Genomic DNA, 15,484 nt, shown 5'->3' with positions numbered 1-15,484 from the left:
CGGGCTCCTAGCGAAGGGGAAAGTTGAGGGTGAGACGGCGTCCGTTACGGACGACCACCACGCGCGCCTGTCCGGCGGACCGGGCGCGTTCGAAAAGCTGCTGATCCGAGCCCGCATCGCCGACCGCCTGGCCGTTCAACGTCTCGATCACATCGCCGGGCTGCAGGCCGAAGCGACGCAGCTCGGGTGAGGGATTTGGGCCGATACGATAGCCGGACGCCGTCGCTGTCACGCCTGCCGCGCCGGCGGCAGCGGCGACACTCGGCGAGGGTCCCGCGTCCGCGACGCGCGGCGCCAGCTGCGAGGCCGCCGCCGCCGCCGCCGCACTGGCCACGGGCGAGGACATCGCCAGGGCCGCCGCCGCTGCTGGCGATTGCGGCGGCTGGACCGGCATCACGGTGATCCCCGCGCCCGGCGTCGCGCTGGACACAGTGGCCGGATCGATCGCGACCGGCTCGGGGAAGTCTAGCCGCTGGCGCGCGCCGCCGGAGGACAGAATGACATGGTCCACCTCGATGGTTTCGATCACCGAGTCGCCGACCGGCGTCTGGCCGATGCCATAGATGGCTGCCGGGCCTTCGCCGATCGCGATCAGGGCCGTCGAAGCGCTGGACGGATAGGCCATCAGGATGCCTTTCAGCACCAGACCCAGGGTGGAGGCCGGCAATCCGCCGGGCGCCGTAGCCCCGCCGAACGGCGCCAGCGACACGATCCGAGCCACATCCGCATCGGCGCCCGGCGCTGCGGCACCGCCCAAAGGAGCGAGGCTTTCAGCCACCGCGACCTCGTCGCGTCCGTCGTCCCAGCCGGTCAGCCGCCAGGTGAGCCCCGCCAGAGCCAGAGCCAGCGATCCCACGATCAAGACGCTGACGACCCTCAGCGCGAATTCGTCCCTGCGTTCCGGGGTCATGCCGTCGCTCCCCGGTCAACGAAGCCCGACAGCCGCACAGCCTCGTTCCCTGACCCCGCCGGAGACACCGCGACATCCACGGCGACCAGATCGGGATCGTCCGTATTCCGCCGTGCGACCCGCACGTCCCAGTCGCGATCCATCATGCGGACCACCGACACGTCCGCCGTCTGCATCGGGCCTTCGAGATTCAGTTCGACCAGCCGGTTCTCGGCGACCCACTGGGCCACCACCCTCTGCTCCAGCCCGCGCACCCCGTCGACATGGGCCTGGGTCGCGCGCGTCAACCCCACCGTGGCGATGGCGAGGATGAACAGGGCGACCAGCGCCTCCATCAGGGAATAGCCGTGCTTCATGCCGGCGCCTCGTCGCTCACCGGTTCGGCCACGGCGTTCAGTCCGTCGAAGGTCACACGCCAGCGGCGGTCTCCCTTGGCCAGGCCGAAGGCCGCGACCGGCTGGGCGCCGTCGGGGTCGATCGACACGGGCGAAGCTACGCCCAGCCCGACCATCCGGACGCCCGCCGGCAGCGCATGCCGCCCGGCCAGGGCATCGACCACGCCGGTCGTGCCCGCGTCGCCGCGCACGAAGCCATAACCCTCGCCGTCAAAGGCCAGCGACAGGGGTCGGCGCGTCACCAGCACATCGTCGGCCGCCAGCCTCAACCGGTCCGCCAGACGGTTGGCCTCGGTCTCGACACCCATCCCGCGATCGGCCGCGCCGACGCCCAGGGTGACGACGCCCGCCATGACCCCGACGATGGCCACCACCACGAGGATCTCGACCAGGGTCATCCCGGAGCGTCGCTTCAGACTGTGTCCCCCGACACGGCTCATCAGCGCGTGCGTTCGTTCAGGTCGGCGTCGAGCTTCTCGCCGCCCTCCTCGCCGTCCTTGCCATAGGACAGCAGGTCGTAGGCGCCGCCCGTGCCCGGGCTGCGATAGACATAGGGCTTGCCCCAGGGATCGGTCGGGACCTCGGTCAGATAGGGTTCGGCCGGATAGGCGCGCGGCTCCGGCGGCGTGGTAGGACGGGACGCCAGCGCCTCCAGCCCCTGCTGCGTCGTCGGATAGTCGCCGTTGTCGAGGCGATACATGCGCAGAGCGGTCGCGACGGTCTTCAGGTCGGTCTTGGCCACCGTCACCCGCGCCTCGTCAGGGCGGCCGATGACATTGGGCACGATCAGCACGGCGACCACGGCGATGATGGCCAGCACCACGATCATTTCGACCAGAGTCAGACCCGCACGCCGCCCATCAAGACGACGGTCAAGCTTGTGACGCTTGGACAAAGTAACCATGACACTTTTTCTCGACGGCTTAGCCAGTGGCGACAGGCTTGTTTTCGCTGCTATAGACCGGGTCAACGCCTCCGACCACGCCATTCTATTGAGTTCCGCCAATGCTCGGTCGACCCGCCCGTTCGAACCTTCCGAGCCGAGGCTTATGGCGCATCGTCGATGACAGAATCATAGCAGTCGACCGGTCCTATGCCGGTCCGACGACGGTTCTGGTCCCTTCGGAAGACGTCCTGACCCTGACGGTCGACCTGCCCTTCCCGACTCGCGCCCAGCGCGTCACCAACCTCGCCTATGCGCTGGAGGATGCCGTCGGCGAGCCCCTGGCCACCCTGCATTTCGCCCTCGGCATGGAGGTCGCCCCGCGCCGCCACATCGCCGGGGTCGTGCGCCACACACGCATGCAGTCGTGGATCGCGATGCTGGCCGAGGCCGAGCTCGAGGCGGCGATCATGCTGCCCGACGCCCTGACCCTGCCGATGCCGTCGCCGGGCGCCTGGGTGGTCAAGGCAGAGGCGGATCGCGCCCTGGTCCGCACCGACAACGGTGCCGGATTCGCCCTGCCGCTTTCGGCCATCGACGCGGCCTGGACCGCCGCCGGCAAGCCCCGCCTCCAGACCATCGGCGATCCCCTGCCCGAGGCCCTGGCCGACGGCGTCGAGCACGAGGCCGCCCTGCTCGGGTCGATGGGAGAGACGGTCGCCGTCCTGCCGCCGCTCGACCTGCGTCAGGGCCCCTGGGCCGCGATCCGCTCCGGCGGGCCGAGCGCTGCCCGGACCCTCGCCCTGGTCGCCGGAATCGGCGTCCTGGCCCACATCGGCATCCTCGGCATAGACACCCTGCTGCTGCACAGCATGGCGGAGAAGAAGGAGGCAGAGACCCGCTCCCTGCTCCAGTCCGTCGCTCCGCAGATCGCGGCCGACGAAGATCTGATCGCCGCCGCCGGCCGCGTCCTGCCCTCCGCAGGCGGCGGCGCCCGCCCCTTCACCCGGCTGCTGGCCCAGACCTCGGGCGCCATGCCGGGCGCGGGCGCCGTGGCCTTCAACTCCGCCGTCTATGCGCCCGGTTCGCTCGACCTCGGCGTCGCCGTCTCGGACGCCGAGACACTGGATCGGGCGATCGCCGCCCTGAACGCCTCGGGCCTGACCACGACCGGAGCCCCCGCGGCCGTCGACGCCACCCAGGCGACCAACGGCCTCAACGCCACCATACAGATCACGCCGGGAGGCGCCGGATGAGGTCCCCCGCCCTCGACAACGCCGCCGCCTGGATGGCGTCGCGTTCGCGTCGCGAACAGGCGATGATCGCCTTCCTCGGCGGCCTGATCGTCATCGCCATCGTCTGGTTGGCCATCCTGCGCCCCCTGCTCGACGCCCGCGCCACGGCCATCGGCCGGATCGCCGCCTATGAGCAGGTCATGGTCGATGTCCGCACCGCCGGCGGCATCGTCGCCCCGACCGCCTCCCTGTCCGGCCCGCTGCAGACCGCCATCCCGACCCAGGCTGCGACGTTCGGCATCGTCCCCACAATCACCGGCGACGACAGCTCGGCGGAGGTCAGCGTGACCGGCGCCCGCTACGACGCCGTCATTCCCTGGCTGGCGACCCTGGAAGCCTCGGGCGCGACACTGTCCAGCGTCAACATCCGGCGCGGCGTCTCCGAAGGCGTCGTGGACGTCACCCTGCGCGTACTTCAACCATGAGCCTCGCCGAAGACACTGCGGCCCCGACCGCCAGCCTCGCCTATGGCTTCGCCCGCCGGCGGGGGGCCATGATCCTGCGGCCGTCAGGAGAGGGGGACGCCCCCCCCGTCTGCCTGCACCGCCGCAGCGCCACGCTCGAGACCCTGCTGGAGGTCAGACGCGTCAACGGCGCCGACATTGCCTTCGAGGCCGTGGACGACGACCGCTTCGACGCGATCCTGCGCGAACAGACCGGAGGCGAGGCCGCGCCCGCCGCCGACTACGCCGCGTCCGAGGACGACCTCGCCGCCCTGGCCGAGGACGCCGCCGCCGTCGACGACCTGCTCGACAGCCGCGACGACGCGCCGGTGGTGCGCCTGATCAACGCCCTGCTGCTCCAGGCCATCCGCGACGGCGCCTCCGATATCCATATCGAGGCCGAGGAAAAGCGACTCGTCGTCCGCTTTCGCATCGACGGCGTCCTGCGCGAAGTGTTGCAGCCCGCCCGCGCCCTCGCCCCGCTGCTGGTCAGTCGCATCAAGGTCATGGCCCGGCTGGACATCGCCGAGAAACGCGTCCCCCACGACGGTCGCGTGACACTGCACATCGGCGGTCTCGACGTTGACGTCCGCGTCTCGACCATTCCGTCCCAGCACGGCGAGCGCGTAGTCCTGCGCCTGCTCGACCGCGGCTCGACGTCGCTGGACCTGGCCCAACTGGGCATGAGCGACCGCGACCTCGAGACCTTCGAGCGGATGATCACCCGTCCGCACGGTGTCATCCTGGTCACCGGCCCGACCGGCTCGGGCAAGACCACCACCCTCTATTCCGCCCTGACGCGCCTCAACGACCGTCGCCGCAACATCATGACGGTCGAGGACCCGATCGAATACGCGCTGGACGGCATCGGCCAGATGCAGGTCAACGCCCGCATAGACCTGACCTTCGCCCGCGGCCTGCGCGCCATCCTGCGTCAGGACCCCGACGTGATCATGGTCGGCGAGATCCGCGATCACGAGACGGCCGAGGTCGCCGTCCGCGCCTCCATGACCGGCCACCTGATGCTGTCGACCCTGCACACCAATACGGCAGTCGGCAGCGTCACCCGGCTGATCGACATGGGAGTCGAACGCTATCTGCTGGCCCCCATGCTGTCGGGCCTGATCGCCCAGCGACTGGTCCGCCGCCTCTGCCCCCACTGCAAGTCACCCGCCGAGGCGACGACGGCCGACTCAGAGATGACCGGCGGCGCGGTCCCTCTCGGAGCCCGCATCTTCCGCCCCGTCGGCTGCCCCGAGTGCCGGGGCGAGGGCTACAAGGGCCGGCTCGGTGTCTATGAGGTCATTGAGATCGACGGCGAGATGCAGCAGGCCATCCATGACGGCGTCGCCGAGGCCGACCTGATCCGCCTCGCCCGCCAGCGCGGCCCGGGCCTTCTGGAGGACGGCGCCGCCAAGGCCCTGGCCGGCGAGACCTCCGTGCAGGAAGTCGCCCGCGTGGTCCGGGAAGACGTCTGATGCCCGTCTTCGCCTTTCAGGCTGTCGATGCCGAGGGCAGGCCGCACAAGGGGACCATCGAGGCCGCCTCCGACGTCGGCGCGCGCCAGCTGGTCCGCGATCGGGGCCTGCTCCCCACCGCCGTCGCCCTGGCCGGCGAGCGCCGCAAGACCGACCTGTCCAAGGGCATCGTCATCTTCCAGCAGGGCATCAGTTCCAAGACCCTGTCGGCCGTTACCCGCCAGCTCTCGACCCTGATCGGATCGGATATCCGCATTGAGGAGGCGCTGCGCATCGCCGCCCAGCAGACCGAGGGCCAGCCCATAGGCGTGGTCCTGACCGACGTCCGCTCCGCCATCCTTGAGGGTCGCAGTTTCGCCTCGGCCCTGGCCCGCCACCCCAAGGTCTTCCCCGAATTCTACCGCGCCTCGATCGCCGCCGGCGAGCAGTCGGGCAAGCTGTCGACCGTCCTGGCCCACCTGACCGAATTCGTCGGCAATCAGGAGAAGGCGCGCCGCAAGGTCCAGCTGGCCCTGCTCTATCCGGCGCTGTTGGCGGGAGTGTCCCTGCTGATGATCACCCTGATGATGATCTATGTCGTGCCCGACATCGTGAAGGTGTTCGTCTCGCGCGGCGCCGAACTGCCCTTCCTGACACGGGCCCTGATCGCGCTCTCGGCCTTCGTCCAGACCTTCGGCGTCTATGTCCTGATCGCGCTCGTCATCGCCGGGATCGCCTGGAACCGCTGGCTGGCCATACCCGCCAATGCCCGCCGCTTCGCCGAGTTCCTGTTGAAGACCCCGCCCTTCGCCGGCTTTGTCCAGCACCTGAACGCGGCCCGGTTCGCGGGATCTCTGGCCACGCTCGTCCGCTCCGACGTACCCTTGGTCGAGGCGCTTCAGGCGTCCGCCGCCGTCACCCCCAACCGCTTTGCCCGCGAACGCGCCATTCTCGTCGCCGCCCGGGTGCGCGAAGGCTCGTCCCTGCGCCGCGCCATGGCCGAGGCCGAGATCTTCCCGCCCCTGCTGCTGGCCATCGTCGCGGCCGGCGAACAGTCGGGCAAGCTCGGCCACGGCCTCGAACGCGCGGCCCAGGATCTGGAGCAGGAGCTCGACAGCCTCGTCCAGGCCCTCGTCTCCCTGGTGGAGCCGGGCGTGCTCCTGGTGATGGGCGGGATCGTTCTGTTGATGGTGCTGGCCATCCTCATGCCGATCGTGAACCTCAACAACCTCGCCGGCCTGTGACTATCCTCCTCCACCCTGCACCCCGGCGAAGGCCGGGGTGCAGATGGCGGACACCCTCCGTGGATCAGCAAATCAGGTGCGCGATCCCGGCCGTTCCGGTCTGTAATCTGGACCCCGGCCTTCGCCGGGGTGCACGGAAAGAGATACGGAGGGTTTCGAGACCCTACAGCGACGTCTCGATCGACACCGGTGCCCCGACGCCGGGGATCAGGCCGACGCCGCCCGGCTCGATGGAGGCCGTCAGCCCGCCGTCCACCTGCACCCGCGCCTTCATGACCTCGGCGGCCGTATCCGCCCGCGCGAACACGACCGTGGTCGCCGCACCGTCCGCCGAGACCGTCCCGTTCAGCGCCGGCAGAGGGCTCGCCGCCCCGCCGCCGGAGGGCGCGCAATCGCCGGGCGAGACCGGTATCGTCCCCGCCCCTTCCGGCCTCCCCTTGAGCGACAGCCGCGACACGTCAAACCGCATCACCGACGAACAGGCGAACGGCAGGCCCGGCGCTGCCGCATTGATCAACCGCATCGACGCCGTCCCCCCCAGGTCGCGCACCAGAACTCGCCCCGGCCGCGCCAGAACCTGCGCCGTCGCCGCCGTGTCCGGCCCGCGCAGACCCAGCCGCAGCGCCCCCGACAGATGCAGGATCGAGGAGAAGGGCATCACTGCCCATCGCGCCCCGAACCCGCCCGGCAGCGCCCGCTCTCCGGCCCAGACCGTCCCGACCGCCTGCCGCTCTCCGTTGGAGGACCGGGCGACGATGATCTCGGACGGCGCCATGGCGATCAGGCCGAGCGCATACGCCCCGACCGCGACGCCGCCCAGCACCACGCGCCAGCGCGTCACCTTCACCGTCAGCCGCTCGAACTGAAATGCGCCTGCAGCCCGGCCGCCTTCGCCCTCTCGCGTTCTCCAGACCTTCAGCATGGGCGTCTCTCCGTTCGCCCGTCGATACCACGCGCCAGTGGGAAGCGAAGCGCCGTCGCAAAGGTTTCACCCTGATCGAGGTGCTGATCGCCATGGCCCTGTTCGCCCTCATCGGCGTGGCCGGCTTCACCCTGCTGAACAGCGTCCTGCGCACCCAGGACGCGACGGACACCCGCCTCAGCCGGATGGCGGAGATCCAGCGCGCCATGCTGGTCGTCTCCTCCGACCTCGACCAGATCACCGGCTCGCTAGGCGGCGGCGTATCGTCCCTGTCGTTGCAGAAGGCGGACATCACCGGCGGCATCGTCAATGTCCGCTACGACCTCAACGGCGACGCCCTGACCCGCACGATCACCGGCGCGGACGGCGAGCGGGTTCAGACCCTGCTGACCCAGGTCTCTTCCCTGCGCTGGACCTTCCACCGCCGTCGCGGCGACTGGCTCGACGCCTGGCCCCAACCGCAGCAGCCCACCCTGCCCCTGACCGGTCCCGACGGCAGCCCCCTCTCGAGCGGCCCTGCGCCTGACGAAGGCGTCACCGCGGTGGCGCTCGACATCACCCTGACCGGTGTCGATGGCCAGCCGACCGCCACCCTGCGTCGGGTCGCCTCCATCCCGCTGATGGAGCCGGCGCCCCCGGCCGTTGCGCCATGAGGCTGAAGTTGACCCGACGCGAGGGTATGATCCTTCTCAACGTCCTGCTGGTCCTGGCCGTCGCCAGCGTCGCGGTCCTGATCATGGTCTCGACCCAGGACATCGAGGTCCAGCGCTCCACCCGCCTGCGCGACGCCGCGCAGGCCAGCGCCTACGCCCGCGCGGGCGAACTGTCGGCCATCACCACCCTGCGCCGTGACGCCCTCGTCGCCGCCGGCACCGACAACCTCGCCGAACTCTGGGCCCAACTGGGTCAACAGGACATCGCCGTCCCCGGCGGCCGTTTCGCACTGGCCATCGAGGACGAGCAGTCCCGCTTCAACCTCAACGCCATGCATTCGGGCGAGAGCGCGCCGATCACCCTGTTCCAGTCGATCGGCGCCGCGCTGAACATCGACCCCGTATCGATGATCCGTATAGCCTCGGTCGTCCGCGTCGCCGGTCCCCTGACCGACGATGGCCTCATCGCCGCCGGCGGTGTGCCCCGCGCCGATCTCGACAAGCTCCGACCCTGGGTCGCCATCCTGCCCGAGGACGCGACGATCAACCTGAACACCGTCGGCCTGCCGCTGCTGTCGCTGATGACCCGGGACCCCGAGGTCGCGCGCAAGCTGATCGAGGTTCGCGCACGCAACGGCATGCTGACCCCCGCCGACCTCGCGACCGAGGGCGCCCCGACCTTGGCCGGGACAGGCTTCACCTCGAACCACTACCGCGTCATCACTACCGTCACCGTCGGGGACGTGACCCAGGCGCTGGACAGCCGCATCGCCCGCATCCGCCGCGACCGCACGGTCGATGTGGTCGTTACCGGTCGCCGCCGGACGGCCGGCTGAGCGGGCCTTGGCCTCGTTAGACAAGAAAAGGCCGGAGAAGGTTTCCCTTCCCCGACCCAAGGTGCGTTCAGGAGTGAACGATGTCTAGAAGCGGTAGCGGACGCCCGCGAACACCTGGCGACCGGTGTGATGGAAGACGTAGGTGCTGTCGCGCGGCCCACCCAAGTCACCGTGGTTTTGACGGTTCTCCTCGTCGGTGAGGTTGATGCCTTCGATCGAGACCGAGAGGTTGTCGGTGAGGCTGTAGGAGGCCGAGGCGTCGATGGTCGTCGTCTCCGTCTTGCCCTGGAACGGAATGCCGCGCGTGCCGCCGTTGGATCCCGGAACCGACTGGAAGTAAGTGTCGCGATAGGCTGCGGAGATGCGCGCGTTAAACCGCCCGTCATCATAGTAGAGCGTCGCGTTCCACGCGTTCGGCGACAGGTTCACCAGATCGGCCGTGACGAAGACGTTGCAGGTGGAGTTGGTGCAGTAGTCGATCTCAGATTCGACGCGGGTGTAGTTGATCTGCGTCCCCAGGTTCGACAGCGGTCCCGGCAGGAAGCGGAACGGCTGCTGGTAGCTGATCTCAAACCCTTTCAGCGGCCCGCCCGGTGTGTTGGTCGGAGTGCTAAACACATACTCCAGGGCCGGGTCGCGGCCACCGCCGGCGGGGAACGCCACCGCGTTCATCGACGTCAGGTCCGCATAGGTCAGCCTCTGCTGCGTCGTCTGCACATAGGTCGAGATGTCTTTGTAGAAATAGGCGAAGGACAGGAGGGACTCGGGCGCGAAATACCACTCCAGCGACAGGTCGTATGTCTTGGCGCGGTAAGGCTCCAACTCCACATTGCCGAGCGAGGCGGTATTGTTGGCCGCGTTCAGCGCGCTGAGAGAGAAGACCGGAACCAGGCTTCCCACGGGAGGACGGGCCATGACCTTGGCCGCCCCGAAGCGCACGATCACATCCTCCATGGGCTCAAGCGAAATGTTCAGCGAGGGTAGTGTGTCCTCGTATTCGTTGTCGCCGGTGATCTGCGTCGCGACGCCCGCGATCGCCGAATAGCCCAGGGCTTCGATCTCGGTCTTGACCTGGCGAACGCCGACATTGCCGCGGACCGGCATGTTCCACACCGTGGTGTCCCAATCGACCTGGACGAAGGCGCCGGTGTCGGTCTCCGTCACTTCGCGCCAGGAGCCCAAAGTCGAGGTGTTCTCCAGCCCCAGAAGACGGAAGTCTCCGCCCGCTACGCCCGTGTCGCAGTTGCAGCTGTAGTTGAAGGCCGCATCCAGGGCCGCGAGATCGGGACGAACCCAGGACGTGGCCGAGCCGGCCGGCAGGTCCAGATTGCGTCCGAAGCCGGTCAGCAGGTTGCTGATCTGTGCGACGGTCGCGCCCGTCGGCAAGGCAGGAGCCGTGTTGCTGCGGCGCTGGAAGGCGGAGCTGCTGGAGGTGAACTCCTTGTAGGCCAACCCGGCCTTCAGGGTGAACACGTCGGTGATGTCGAACTCGAGGTTCCCCTCGGCGGTGGTGTAGGCGTTCTCCTGGAAATTCGCCGACGAGCGCAGTTCCGACAGCGGCTGGACGCCTGCCGGCCCTGTGATGGTCCAGTTCGCCGGATTGGTGACGTCGAAGCCGTAGTTGATCAGCGGCGTGTCGCGGCTCTGGCGGAAGTCGATGCTGTAGCCGTCGGTGTTCTGGCGGTCGATGATCGCACTGACCTGTGTCGGGTTGCCGAAGTCCGAGCGAGCCTGTCCGGCCAGCGCATTGACGCGCAGACGGTCGCTGAACTCGTGCTTCACGCTGAAGGTGTACTGAAGGAACTCGGTCTCGAGGATGTCGAAGCGGTTTTCGGAGCGGATGTCGATATCGTCGAGCATCAGATAGACCAGCTCGCCGGTGGCCGGATCCGCCTCCGCAGCACGGATGATCACCTGAGGCTTCCCGCCTTGGCTGGCGTTACGGCTCAGCGACCAGGCCTGGAGGAAGTTCTCGTTCCGGGTCGAATCCAGCTTCGAGTACAGGACATCCAGCCCGAACAGGGTCGCGCCGTTCCCCGGCCGGGCCTGCAAGGACAGCGTTGCGCCCAGACGCTCCTGGCTGTGTTCCAGTCGGCCGTAACGCGGAATGCGAGGATGGAACAGACCACCGGCAGCCGCCGCGCCACCAGGCAGGGCCGAGGGGTTTGCAAAGCCGTTGTCCCCGCTCGCAGGGCCCCAGCGCACGGAACTGAAGCCCTCTTCGAGGCTGTCCTTCTCGCTGTAGGCCAGCGAGAACAGCGCGCCCAGTTGGCCGTCCATCCAGGTGTTCGAGACCAGACCGGCGAAGCGCGGGCTGCCGGTCTGCGACAGGTCGTTGTAACCGTACTGGGCCGATAGCGCCGCGTTGAAGCCATCGTTGTCGAAGGGGCGGCTAGTGTTCAGATCCACCGTGGCACCCAGTGAGCCTTCTTCGACCTCGGCCGAGGCGGTCTTGCGCACCGTGATGTTGTTGAACAGCTCCGAGGCGAAGACGTTGAAGTCGAAGCCCCGCCCGCGGTTCACGCCTCCCGAGGAATCGGTGGCGCTGGTGGTCGCCTGGGCCTCGATGCCGTTGATCCGTGTCCGTGTGAACTCCGAACTCAGGCCGCGAACCGTGATGCTGCGACCTTCGCCAGCGTCACGGTCGATCGACACGCCCGGGATTCGCTGGATCGATTCAGCCAGATTGGTGTCGGGGAAGTCGGCGATGTCTTCGGCGCTGATGGCGTCGACGACCCCGGCCGAGTTGCGTTTGACGCTCAGCGCGTTGGCCAGACTTGCCCGGAAACCGGTGACGACGATTTCGTCGACCTGGGTCTCTTCGTCATCTTGCGCGGGTGCGGTCTGGGCGGATGCCGACGCGACCCCCAAGGTCAGCACGATGGCCAGGCCGGACACACCGGCCACAAGCCCTTGACGGAGCGCGCACGGGCGCCCCTGACGATACTGATACATAGTGCCTCCTCCTAAGGAATGTCATGACGTCGGCTTCCTGCCGATCTGTTATAGTCGGACCAGAGCCTTCCCCGTGACCGATTGACACCGGTATCATTTGCAGACGAAAAACAGTCTGACACCGGTATCAATAGCAAGCCTAACCCGATGAAGACCCATCTTGCAACCCGTCTCGCTCAGGCAAGCGTGGCGGCTGGCATTCTCGCCACAGCCGCTGGCTGCGCCACGGCCGCGGCGTCTGCGCAGGCCGATGCGACCGTGGTCGTGGCCTTTCCCGGCGCGCTCGGTGCGGGTCGTGAGGCCGTCGGCGGACGCGGCGGAGCGGTGCTCCGCGTCACCAACCTGAACGATTCGGGTCCCGGCAGCCTGCGCGCCGCGGTCGAGACAGAGGGCCCGCTCACGGTCGTCTTCGACATCGGAGGCACGATCCGGCTGGCGACCCCACTCCGCATCCGCGAACCACTCATCACGATTGCCGGCCAGACCGCGCCCGGCGGCGGGATCACCCTTCGCGGCCAGCCCCTGCTGATCTCGGCCGACGATGTGATCGTCCGCTACATCCGCTCGCGGCTCGGCGACGAGGACGGGGTGGAGACCGAGGCCATTACCATCGATCGGGGCGAACGCATCATCCTGGACCATGTCTCCGCCTCCTGGTCTGTGTACGGGACCCTGTCGATCGGCAGCCGCGACCGGGTCATCGACGCCGTCACCGTCCAGTGGTCGATCATCGCCGAGAGCCTGAACCTGTCGGCCCATTCAAAAGGCGACCACGGTTATGGCTCACTGGTGCGCGGCAATCGCGGCGCCCGCTTCACCTTCCACCACAACCTGTGGGCCGCCCACCGCGCCAGAATGCCGCGCCCCGGCAGATATCTGACGCCCGACATCGATCCGGTCGGGCCCAGGTTCGAGTTCAGCAAAAACGTCTTCTACGACTGGGGCCAGGGTCACGCCGGCTACAACTCCGACAAGGATCCGGCGACGGTCTCGACCTACGTCTTCGCCGGCAACGCCTACAGGCGCGGCCCGGACCCCACCGGCGCGGTGATCTTCGAGGAAGAGTCTTCTGTCGCCCGCGCATGGTTCGAGGGCAACAGCGTCGACGGCGTCGCGCCGGCCGACCCCTGGGCGCCGGTCACGGGCGACGACACGCCCGGCTATCGTCTGACCGCCCTGCCCGACTGGGCCATGGGCGCGACCGAAACAGCGGATCAGGCCTTCGCGTCGGTGCTGGCCGGGGCCGGCGCCGCCCATGCCCGGGATGCCGTGGACGCGCGCATCCTCGCCGGCGTAGTGGAAGGCACGGGCCGGATCATCAACAGCCAGACCCAGGTCGGCGGCTGGCCCGATCTCGCCCCCGGAACGCCCTGGATCGACACCGACGCCGACGGCATGCCCGACGCCCGGGAGACCGTCCACGGCCTCGATCCCGCGATGGCTGACGGCGCGGCGGATCGCGACGGGGATCGATTCACCAATCTCGAGGACTGGCTGAACAGCCTGGCGACCTAGACCCTGGCGCGTGATCTGGCGGCGGGCTTGCGCTCAGCGGCCGGCGTCGCGGCCCTCGGCTGGACCGCCTCCACGTCTTCGGCCCGAACCGCGGGCTTGCCCTTGATCGCCCGCGCCGGCTTGCCCGCATGGACTTCCCGCCCGCGCTTCTCGACCTCCTCCAGGATCTTGTCGAGCTCCCGTTCGGTCAGGTGTTCGATGCCGATGAATCGCGCGTCGGCCTTCTTCACCGCATAGACCAGCTCGTCTAGCTTCGCCTGCATCGCGGCGCCGTCGCGGTTCTGGGTGTTCTGGATCAGGAAGACCATCAGGAAGGTGATGATGGTCGTGCCGGTGTTGATCACCAGCTGCCAGGTCTCGCTGAACTTGAACACCGGCCCCGTCACCGCCCAAATGACGACGATCATCAGGCATCCGATAAAGGTCCACGGCTTGCCCGCCACCTTGGCGGTCAGGGTGGCGAAACGGACGAACAGCTTTTCCATGGCGGACAAACTGCACCGCCCGGGGTCAGGTTCCTAGGTCCGGTATCGGACTCAGCGCGTCGAGACAATCAGGGTTGCGCCAGCACCGAGGCCACGTCCCCCAGGTCGTCGATGGATCGACGCATGACAGCGGGCCGGAAGGCATGGGTCGCCTGCTCGAAGGCGTAGCCGAGCGACAGGATGCGCGCATCGTCCCACCTGGCCCCGATGAAGCTCAGGCCCACCGGCAGGCCCTGCACGAACCCCATCGGCACGGTCAGATGCGGATAGCCGGCGACTGCGGGCAGCGTCGACGCCGCCCCTAGATAGTGATCGCCGTTGACCACATCGATCGACCAAGCGGGTCCCACCGTCGGCGCGACCAGGGCCACAACCGCGTTCCGGCTCAGCAGCCGGTCGATCCCCTCGACTCCCGCCAGCCTCAGCGAGGTCTCGCGCGCCGCGATGTATCCCGGATCGTCCAGCCCCCGCGTCGCCTCGGCCTTGATGAAGGTTTCCTGCCCGAACAGGGCCATCTCGCGCGGCGTCGCGATGTTGAAGGCGATGACGTCGGCCAGGGTCCGGGTGCGCACCTGGTCCGGGTCGGTTGAAGCCAGATAGGCGTTCAGGTCGGCCTTGAGTTCATAGTGCAGCACGGTCGTCTCGGCCTCGCCGATGGCGTCCATGTCCGGCCCGTCGGCGATGTCGATCAGCACGGCTCCGGCATCGCGCAAGGCCTGCAGCGTCTGTTCGAACACCACGTCCGTGCCGGGCGAATAGCCGGTCAGGAACCGCGCCACCCCGATCCGCGTCCCGCGCAGCGAACCGGCGTCGAGGGCCGCCCTGAAGTCAGTCTTCCTCGCATCCGCCTCGGCCGTCGCCGGATCGGCGGGGTCGCTGCCGGCGATGACCGACAACAGGATGGCCGCGTCCTCGACGGTGCGTGTCATCGGCCCGGCCGTGTCCTGCGAATGGCTGATCGGCACGATGTGCGTGCGTGACACCATCCCGACTGTAGGCTTGAAGCCGACGATGCCGTTGATTGCGGCCGGGCAGACGATCGACCCGTCCGTCTCCGTCCCGATGGCCGCGGGGGCCAGTCCTGCCGCCACCGCCGCGCCGGAGCCCGAGGACGAGCCGCAGGTGTTGCGGTCCAGCGCATGCGGATTGCGGGTCAGGCCGCCCACCGCGCTCCAACCGGACACCGAGGCCGACGAGCGGATGTTGGCCCATTCCGACAGGTTGGTCTTGCCCAGGATGACCGCGCCCGCCGCTCTCAGCCGCGCGACCAGAGGCGCGTCCCGCCCCGGCGCGTTGTCGAGCAGCGCCATCGACCCAGCGGTCGTCGGCATGTCGGCCGTCTCGATATTGTCCTTGAGCAGGATCGGCACGCCGGACAGGGGGCCCGGCGCGAACACGCCCGGCTCCATCCCATCGAGACCACTGACCGCAATCACCGCGTTGATCGGCTGATCCGACCCGACCCCTGTCGAGGCGATCAGCGCCATCGAG

15 protein-coding genes are annotated in these 15,484 nt (G+C 68.5%); 7 read left to right on the top strand and 8 right to left on the bottom strand.

Annotated features, from left to right (window positions below; all coding sequences use genetic code 11):
- Window positions 1-7 precede the first annotated feature (7 nt).
- The 4 genes from ACP7AU_RS14085 to gspG are packed head-to-tail and all read right to left on the bottom strand — an operon-like array spanning window position 8 to window position 2,209.
- Window positions 8-910 carry a type II secretion system protein N gene (locus tag ACP7AU_RS14085; RefSeq protein WP_426051809.1) on the bottom strand — a complete coding sequence of 301 codons (903 nt, stop codon included), beginning with the start codon at window positions 908-910 and terminating at the stop codon, window positions 8-10.
- Window positions 907-1,266: a type II secretion system minor pseudopilin GspI gene (gspI, locus tag ACP7AU_RS14080; protein ID WP_426039489.1), complete on the bottom strand. Its 360-nt coding sequence runs from the start codon at window positions 1,264-1,266 to the stop codon at window positions 907-909. The genes ACP7AU_RS14085 and gspI overlap by 4 nt, the downstream gene beginning before the upstream one ends.
- Window positions 1,263-1,745 carry a prepilin-type N-terminal cleavage/methylation domain-containing protein gene (locus ACP7AU_RS14075; RefSeq protein WP_426039488.1) on the bottom strand — a complete coding sequence of 161 codons (483 nt, stop codon included), beginning with the start codon at window positions 1,743-1,745 and terminating at the stop codon, window positions 1,263-1,265. Before ACP7AU_RS14075 ends, gspI begins: the two co-directional genes overlap by 4 nt.
- Window positions 1,745-2,209, bottom strand: coding sequence for a type II secretion system major pseudopilin GspG (gspG, locus tag ACP7AU_RS14070; protein WP_426039487.1), 465 nt, complete (start codon window positions 2,207-2,209; stop codon window positions 1,745-1,747). Before gspG ends, ACP7AU_RS14075 begins: the two co-directional genes overlap by 1 nt.
- A gap of 101 nt (window positions 2,210-2,310) precedes the next feature.
- Between gspG and gspL the strand changes: the two genes are divergently transcribed.
- From gspL to ACP7AU_RS14050, 4 genes are read left to right on the top strand one after another with little or no spacing between them, the layout of a single operon-like run.
- Window positions 2,311-3,444: a type II secretion system protein GspL gene (gene gspL, locus ACP7AU_RS14065; RefSeq protein ID WP_426051808.1), complete on the top strand. Its 1,134-nt coding sequence runs from the start codon at window positions 2,311-2,313 to the stop codon at window positions 3,442-3,444.
- Window positions 3,441-3,908: a type II secretion system protein GspM gene (gene gspM, locus ACP7AU_RS14060; protein ID WP_426051807.1), complete on the top strand. Its 468-nt coding sequence runs from the start codon at window positions 3,441-3,443 to the stop codon at window positions 3,906-3,908. Before gspL ends, gspM begins: the two co-directional genes overlap by 4 nt.
- The gene (gene gspE, locus ACP7AU_RS14055) at window positions 3,905-5,404 is read left to right on the top strand and encodes a type II secretion system ATPase GspE (protein WP_426051806.1); all 1,500 of its coding nucleotides are present in this window, start codon (window positions 3,905-3,907) and stop codon (window positions 5,402-5,404) included. The genes gspM and gspE overlap by 4 nt, the downstream gene beginning before the upstream one ends.
- Entirely contained in the window at window positions 5,404-6,627 is a 1,224-nt protein-coding gene (locus tag ACP7AU_RS14050) for a type II secretion system F family protein (RefSeq protein ID WP_426039483.1), read from the top strand. The genes gspE and ACP7AU_RS14050 overlap by 1 nt, the downstream gene beginning before the upstream one ends.
- Before the next feature lie 163 nt (window positions 6,628-6,790).
- On the opposite strand, the gene ACP7AU_RS14045 is transcribed toward ACP7AU_RS14050, so the two are convergent.
- On the bottom strand, window positions 6,791-7,549 hold the full coding sequence (locus ACP7AU_RS14045; protein ID WP_426051805.1) for a hypothetical protein: 759 nt from the start codon (window positions 7,547-7,549) through the stop codon (window positions 6,791-6,793).
- On the opposite strand from ACP7AU_RS14045, the gene ACP7AU_RS14040 reads away from it, so the two are divergent.
- Complete coding sequence (locus tag ACP7AU_RS14040; RefSeq protein ID WP_426039481.1) at window positions 7,495-8,202, top strand: prepilin-type N-terminal cleavage/methylation domain-containing protein; 708 nt, start codon at window positions 7,495-7,497, stop codon at window positions 8,200-8,202. The two genes, ACP7AU_RS14045 and ACP7AU_RS14040, sit on opposite strands and share 55 nt — an antisense overlap.
- 26 nt (window positions 8,203-8,228) lie before the next feature.
- A complete protein-coding gene (locus ACP7AU_RS14035; protein WP_426051804.1) occupies window positions 8,229-9,038 on the top strand; it encodes a general secretion pathway protein GspK in 810 nt (269 codons plus the stop codon).
- Between the two features lie 84 nt (window positions 9,039-9,122).
- Here ACP7AU_RS14035 and ACP7AU_RS14030 read toward each other — a convergent pair whose 3' ends face one another.
- Window positions 9,123-11,945 carry a TonB-dependent receptor gene (locus ACP7AU_RS14030; RefSeq protein ID WP_426051803.1) on the bottom strand — a complete coding sequence of 941 codons (2,823 nt, stop codon included), beginning with the start codon at window positions 11,943-11,945 and terminating at the stop codon, window positions 9,123-9,125.
- 195 nt (window positions 11,946-12,140) lie between these two features.
- On the opposite strand from ACP7AU_RS14030, the gene ACP7AU_RS14025 reads away from it, so the two are divergent.
- Window positions 12,141-13,508: a pectate lyase family protein gene (locus ACP7AU_RS14025; protein ID WP_426051802.1), complete on the top strand. Its 1,368-nt coding sequence runs from the start codon at window positions 12,141-12,143 to the stop codon at window positions 13,506-13,508.
- On the opposite strand, the gene ACP7AU_RS14020 is transcribed toward ACP7AU_RS14025, so the two are convergent.
- Window positions 13,505-13,993 carry a low affinity iron permease family protein gene (locus tag ACP7AU_RS14020; RefSeq protein WP_426051818.1) on the bottom strand — a complete coding sequence of 163 codons (489 nt, stop codon included), beginning with the start codon at window positions 13,991-13,993 and terminating at the stop codon, window positions 13,505-13,507. The two genes, ACP7AU_RS14025 and ACP7AU_RS14020, sit on opposite strands and share 4 nt — an antisense overlap.
- Before the next feature lie 68 nt (window positions 13,994-14,061).
- On the bottom strand, window positions 14,062-15,480 hold the full coding sequence (locus tag ACP7AU_RS14015) for an amidase (RefSeq protein WP_426051817.1): 1,419 nt from the start codon (window positions 15,478-15,480) through the stop codon (window positions 14,062-14,064).
- Between the last annotated feature and the right edge of the window lie 4 nt (window positions 15,481-15,484).

Source organism: Brevundimonas sp. SL161 (assembly GCF_049896985.1).
Taxonomy (GTDB): Bacteria; Pseudomonadota; Alphaproteobacteria; order Caulobacterales; family Caulobacteraceae; genus Brevundimonas.
This window is presented reverse-complemented; position numbering and strand designations above follow the sequence as displayed.

Bases quoted from the DNA above. Each gene is read 5' to 3' on its own strand.
- ACP7AU_RS14085 (WP_426051809.1), bottom strand. From the start codon at position 910: ATGACCCCGGAACGCAGGGACGAATTCGCGCTGAGGGTCGTCAGCGTC.
- gspI (WP_426039489.1), bottom strand. From the start codon at position 1,266: ATGAAGCACGGCTATTCCCTGATGGAGGCGCTGGTCGCCCTGTTCATC.
- ACP7AU_RS14075 (WP_426039488.1), bottom strand. From the start codon at position 1,745: ATGAGCCGTGTCGGGGGACACAGTCTGAAGCGACGCTCCGGGATGACC.
- gspG (WP_426039487.1), bottom strand. From the start codon at position 2,209: ATGGTTACTTTGTCCAAGCGTCACAAGCTTGACCGTCGTCTTGATGGG.
- gspL (WP_426051808.1), top strand. From the start codon at position 2,311: ATGCTCGGTCGACCCGCCCGTTCGAACCTTCCGAGCCGAGGCTTATGG.
- gspM (WP_426051807.1), top strand. From the start codon at position 3,441: ATGAGGTCCCCCGCCCTCGACAACGCCGCCGCCTGGATGGCGTCGCGT.
- gspE (WP_426051806.1), top strand. From the start codon at position 3,905: ATGAGCCTCGCCGAAGACACTGCGGCCCCGACCGCCAGCCTCGCCTAT.
- ACP7AU_RS14050 (WP_426039483.1), top strand. From the start codon at position 5,404: ATGCCCGTCTTCGCCTTTCAGGCTGTCGATGCCGAGGGCAGGCCGCAC.
- ACP7AU_RS14040 (WP_426039481.1), top strand. From the start codon at position 7,495: ATGCGCCTGCAGCCCGGCCGCCTTCGCCCTCTCGCGTTCTCCAGACCT.
- ACP7AU_RS14045 (WP_426051805.1), bottom strand. From the start codon at position 7,549: ATGCTGAAGGTCTGGAGAACGCGAGAGGGCGAAGGCGGCCGGGCTGCA.
- ACP7AU_RS14035 (WP_426051804.1), top strand. From the start codon at position 8,229: ATGATCCTTCTCAACGTCCTGCTGGTCCTGGCCGTCGCCAGCGTCGCG.
- ACP7AU_RS14025 (WP_426051802.1), top strand. From the start codon at position 12,141: ATGAAGACCCATCTTGCAACCCGTCTCGCTCAGGCAAGCGTGGCGGCT.
- ACP7AU_RS14020 (WP_426051818.1), bottom strand. From the start codon at position 13,993: ATGGAAAAGCTGTTCGTCCGTTTCGCCACCCTGACCGCCAAGGTGGCG.
- ACP7AU_RS14015 (WP_426051817.1), bottom strand. From the start codon at position 15,480: ATGGCGCTGATCGCCTCGACAGGGGTCGGGTCGGATCAGCCGATCAAC.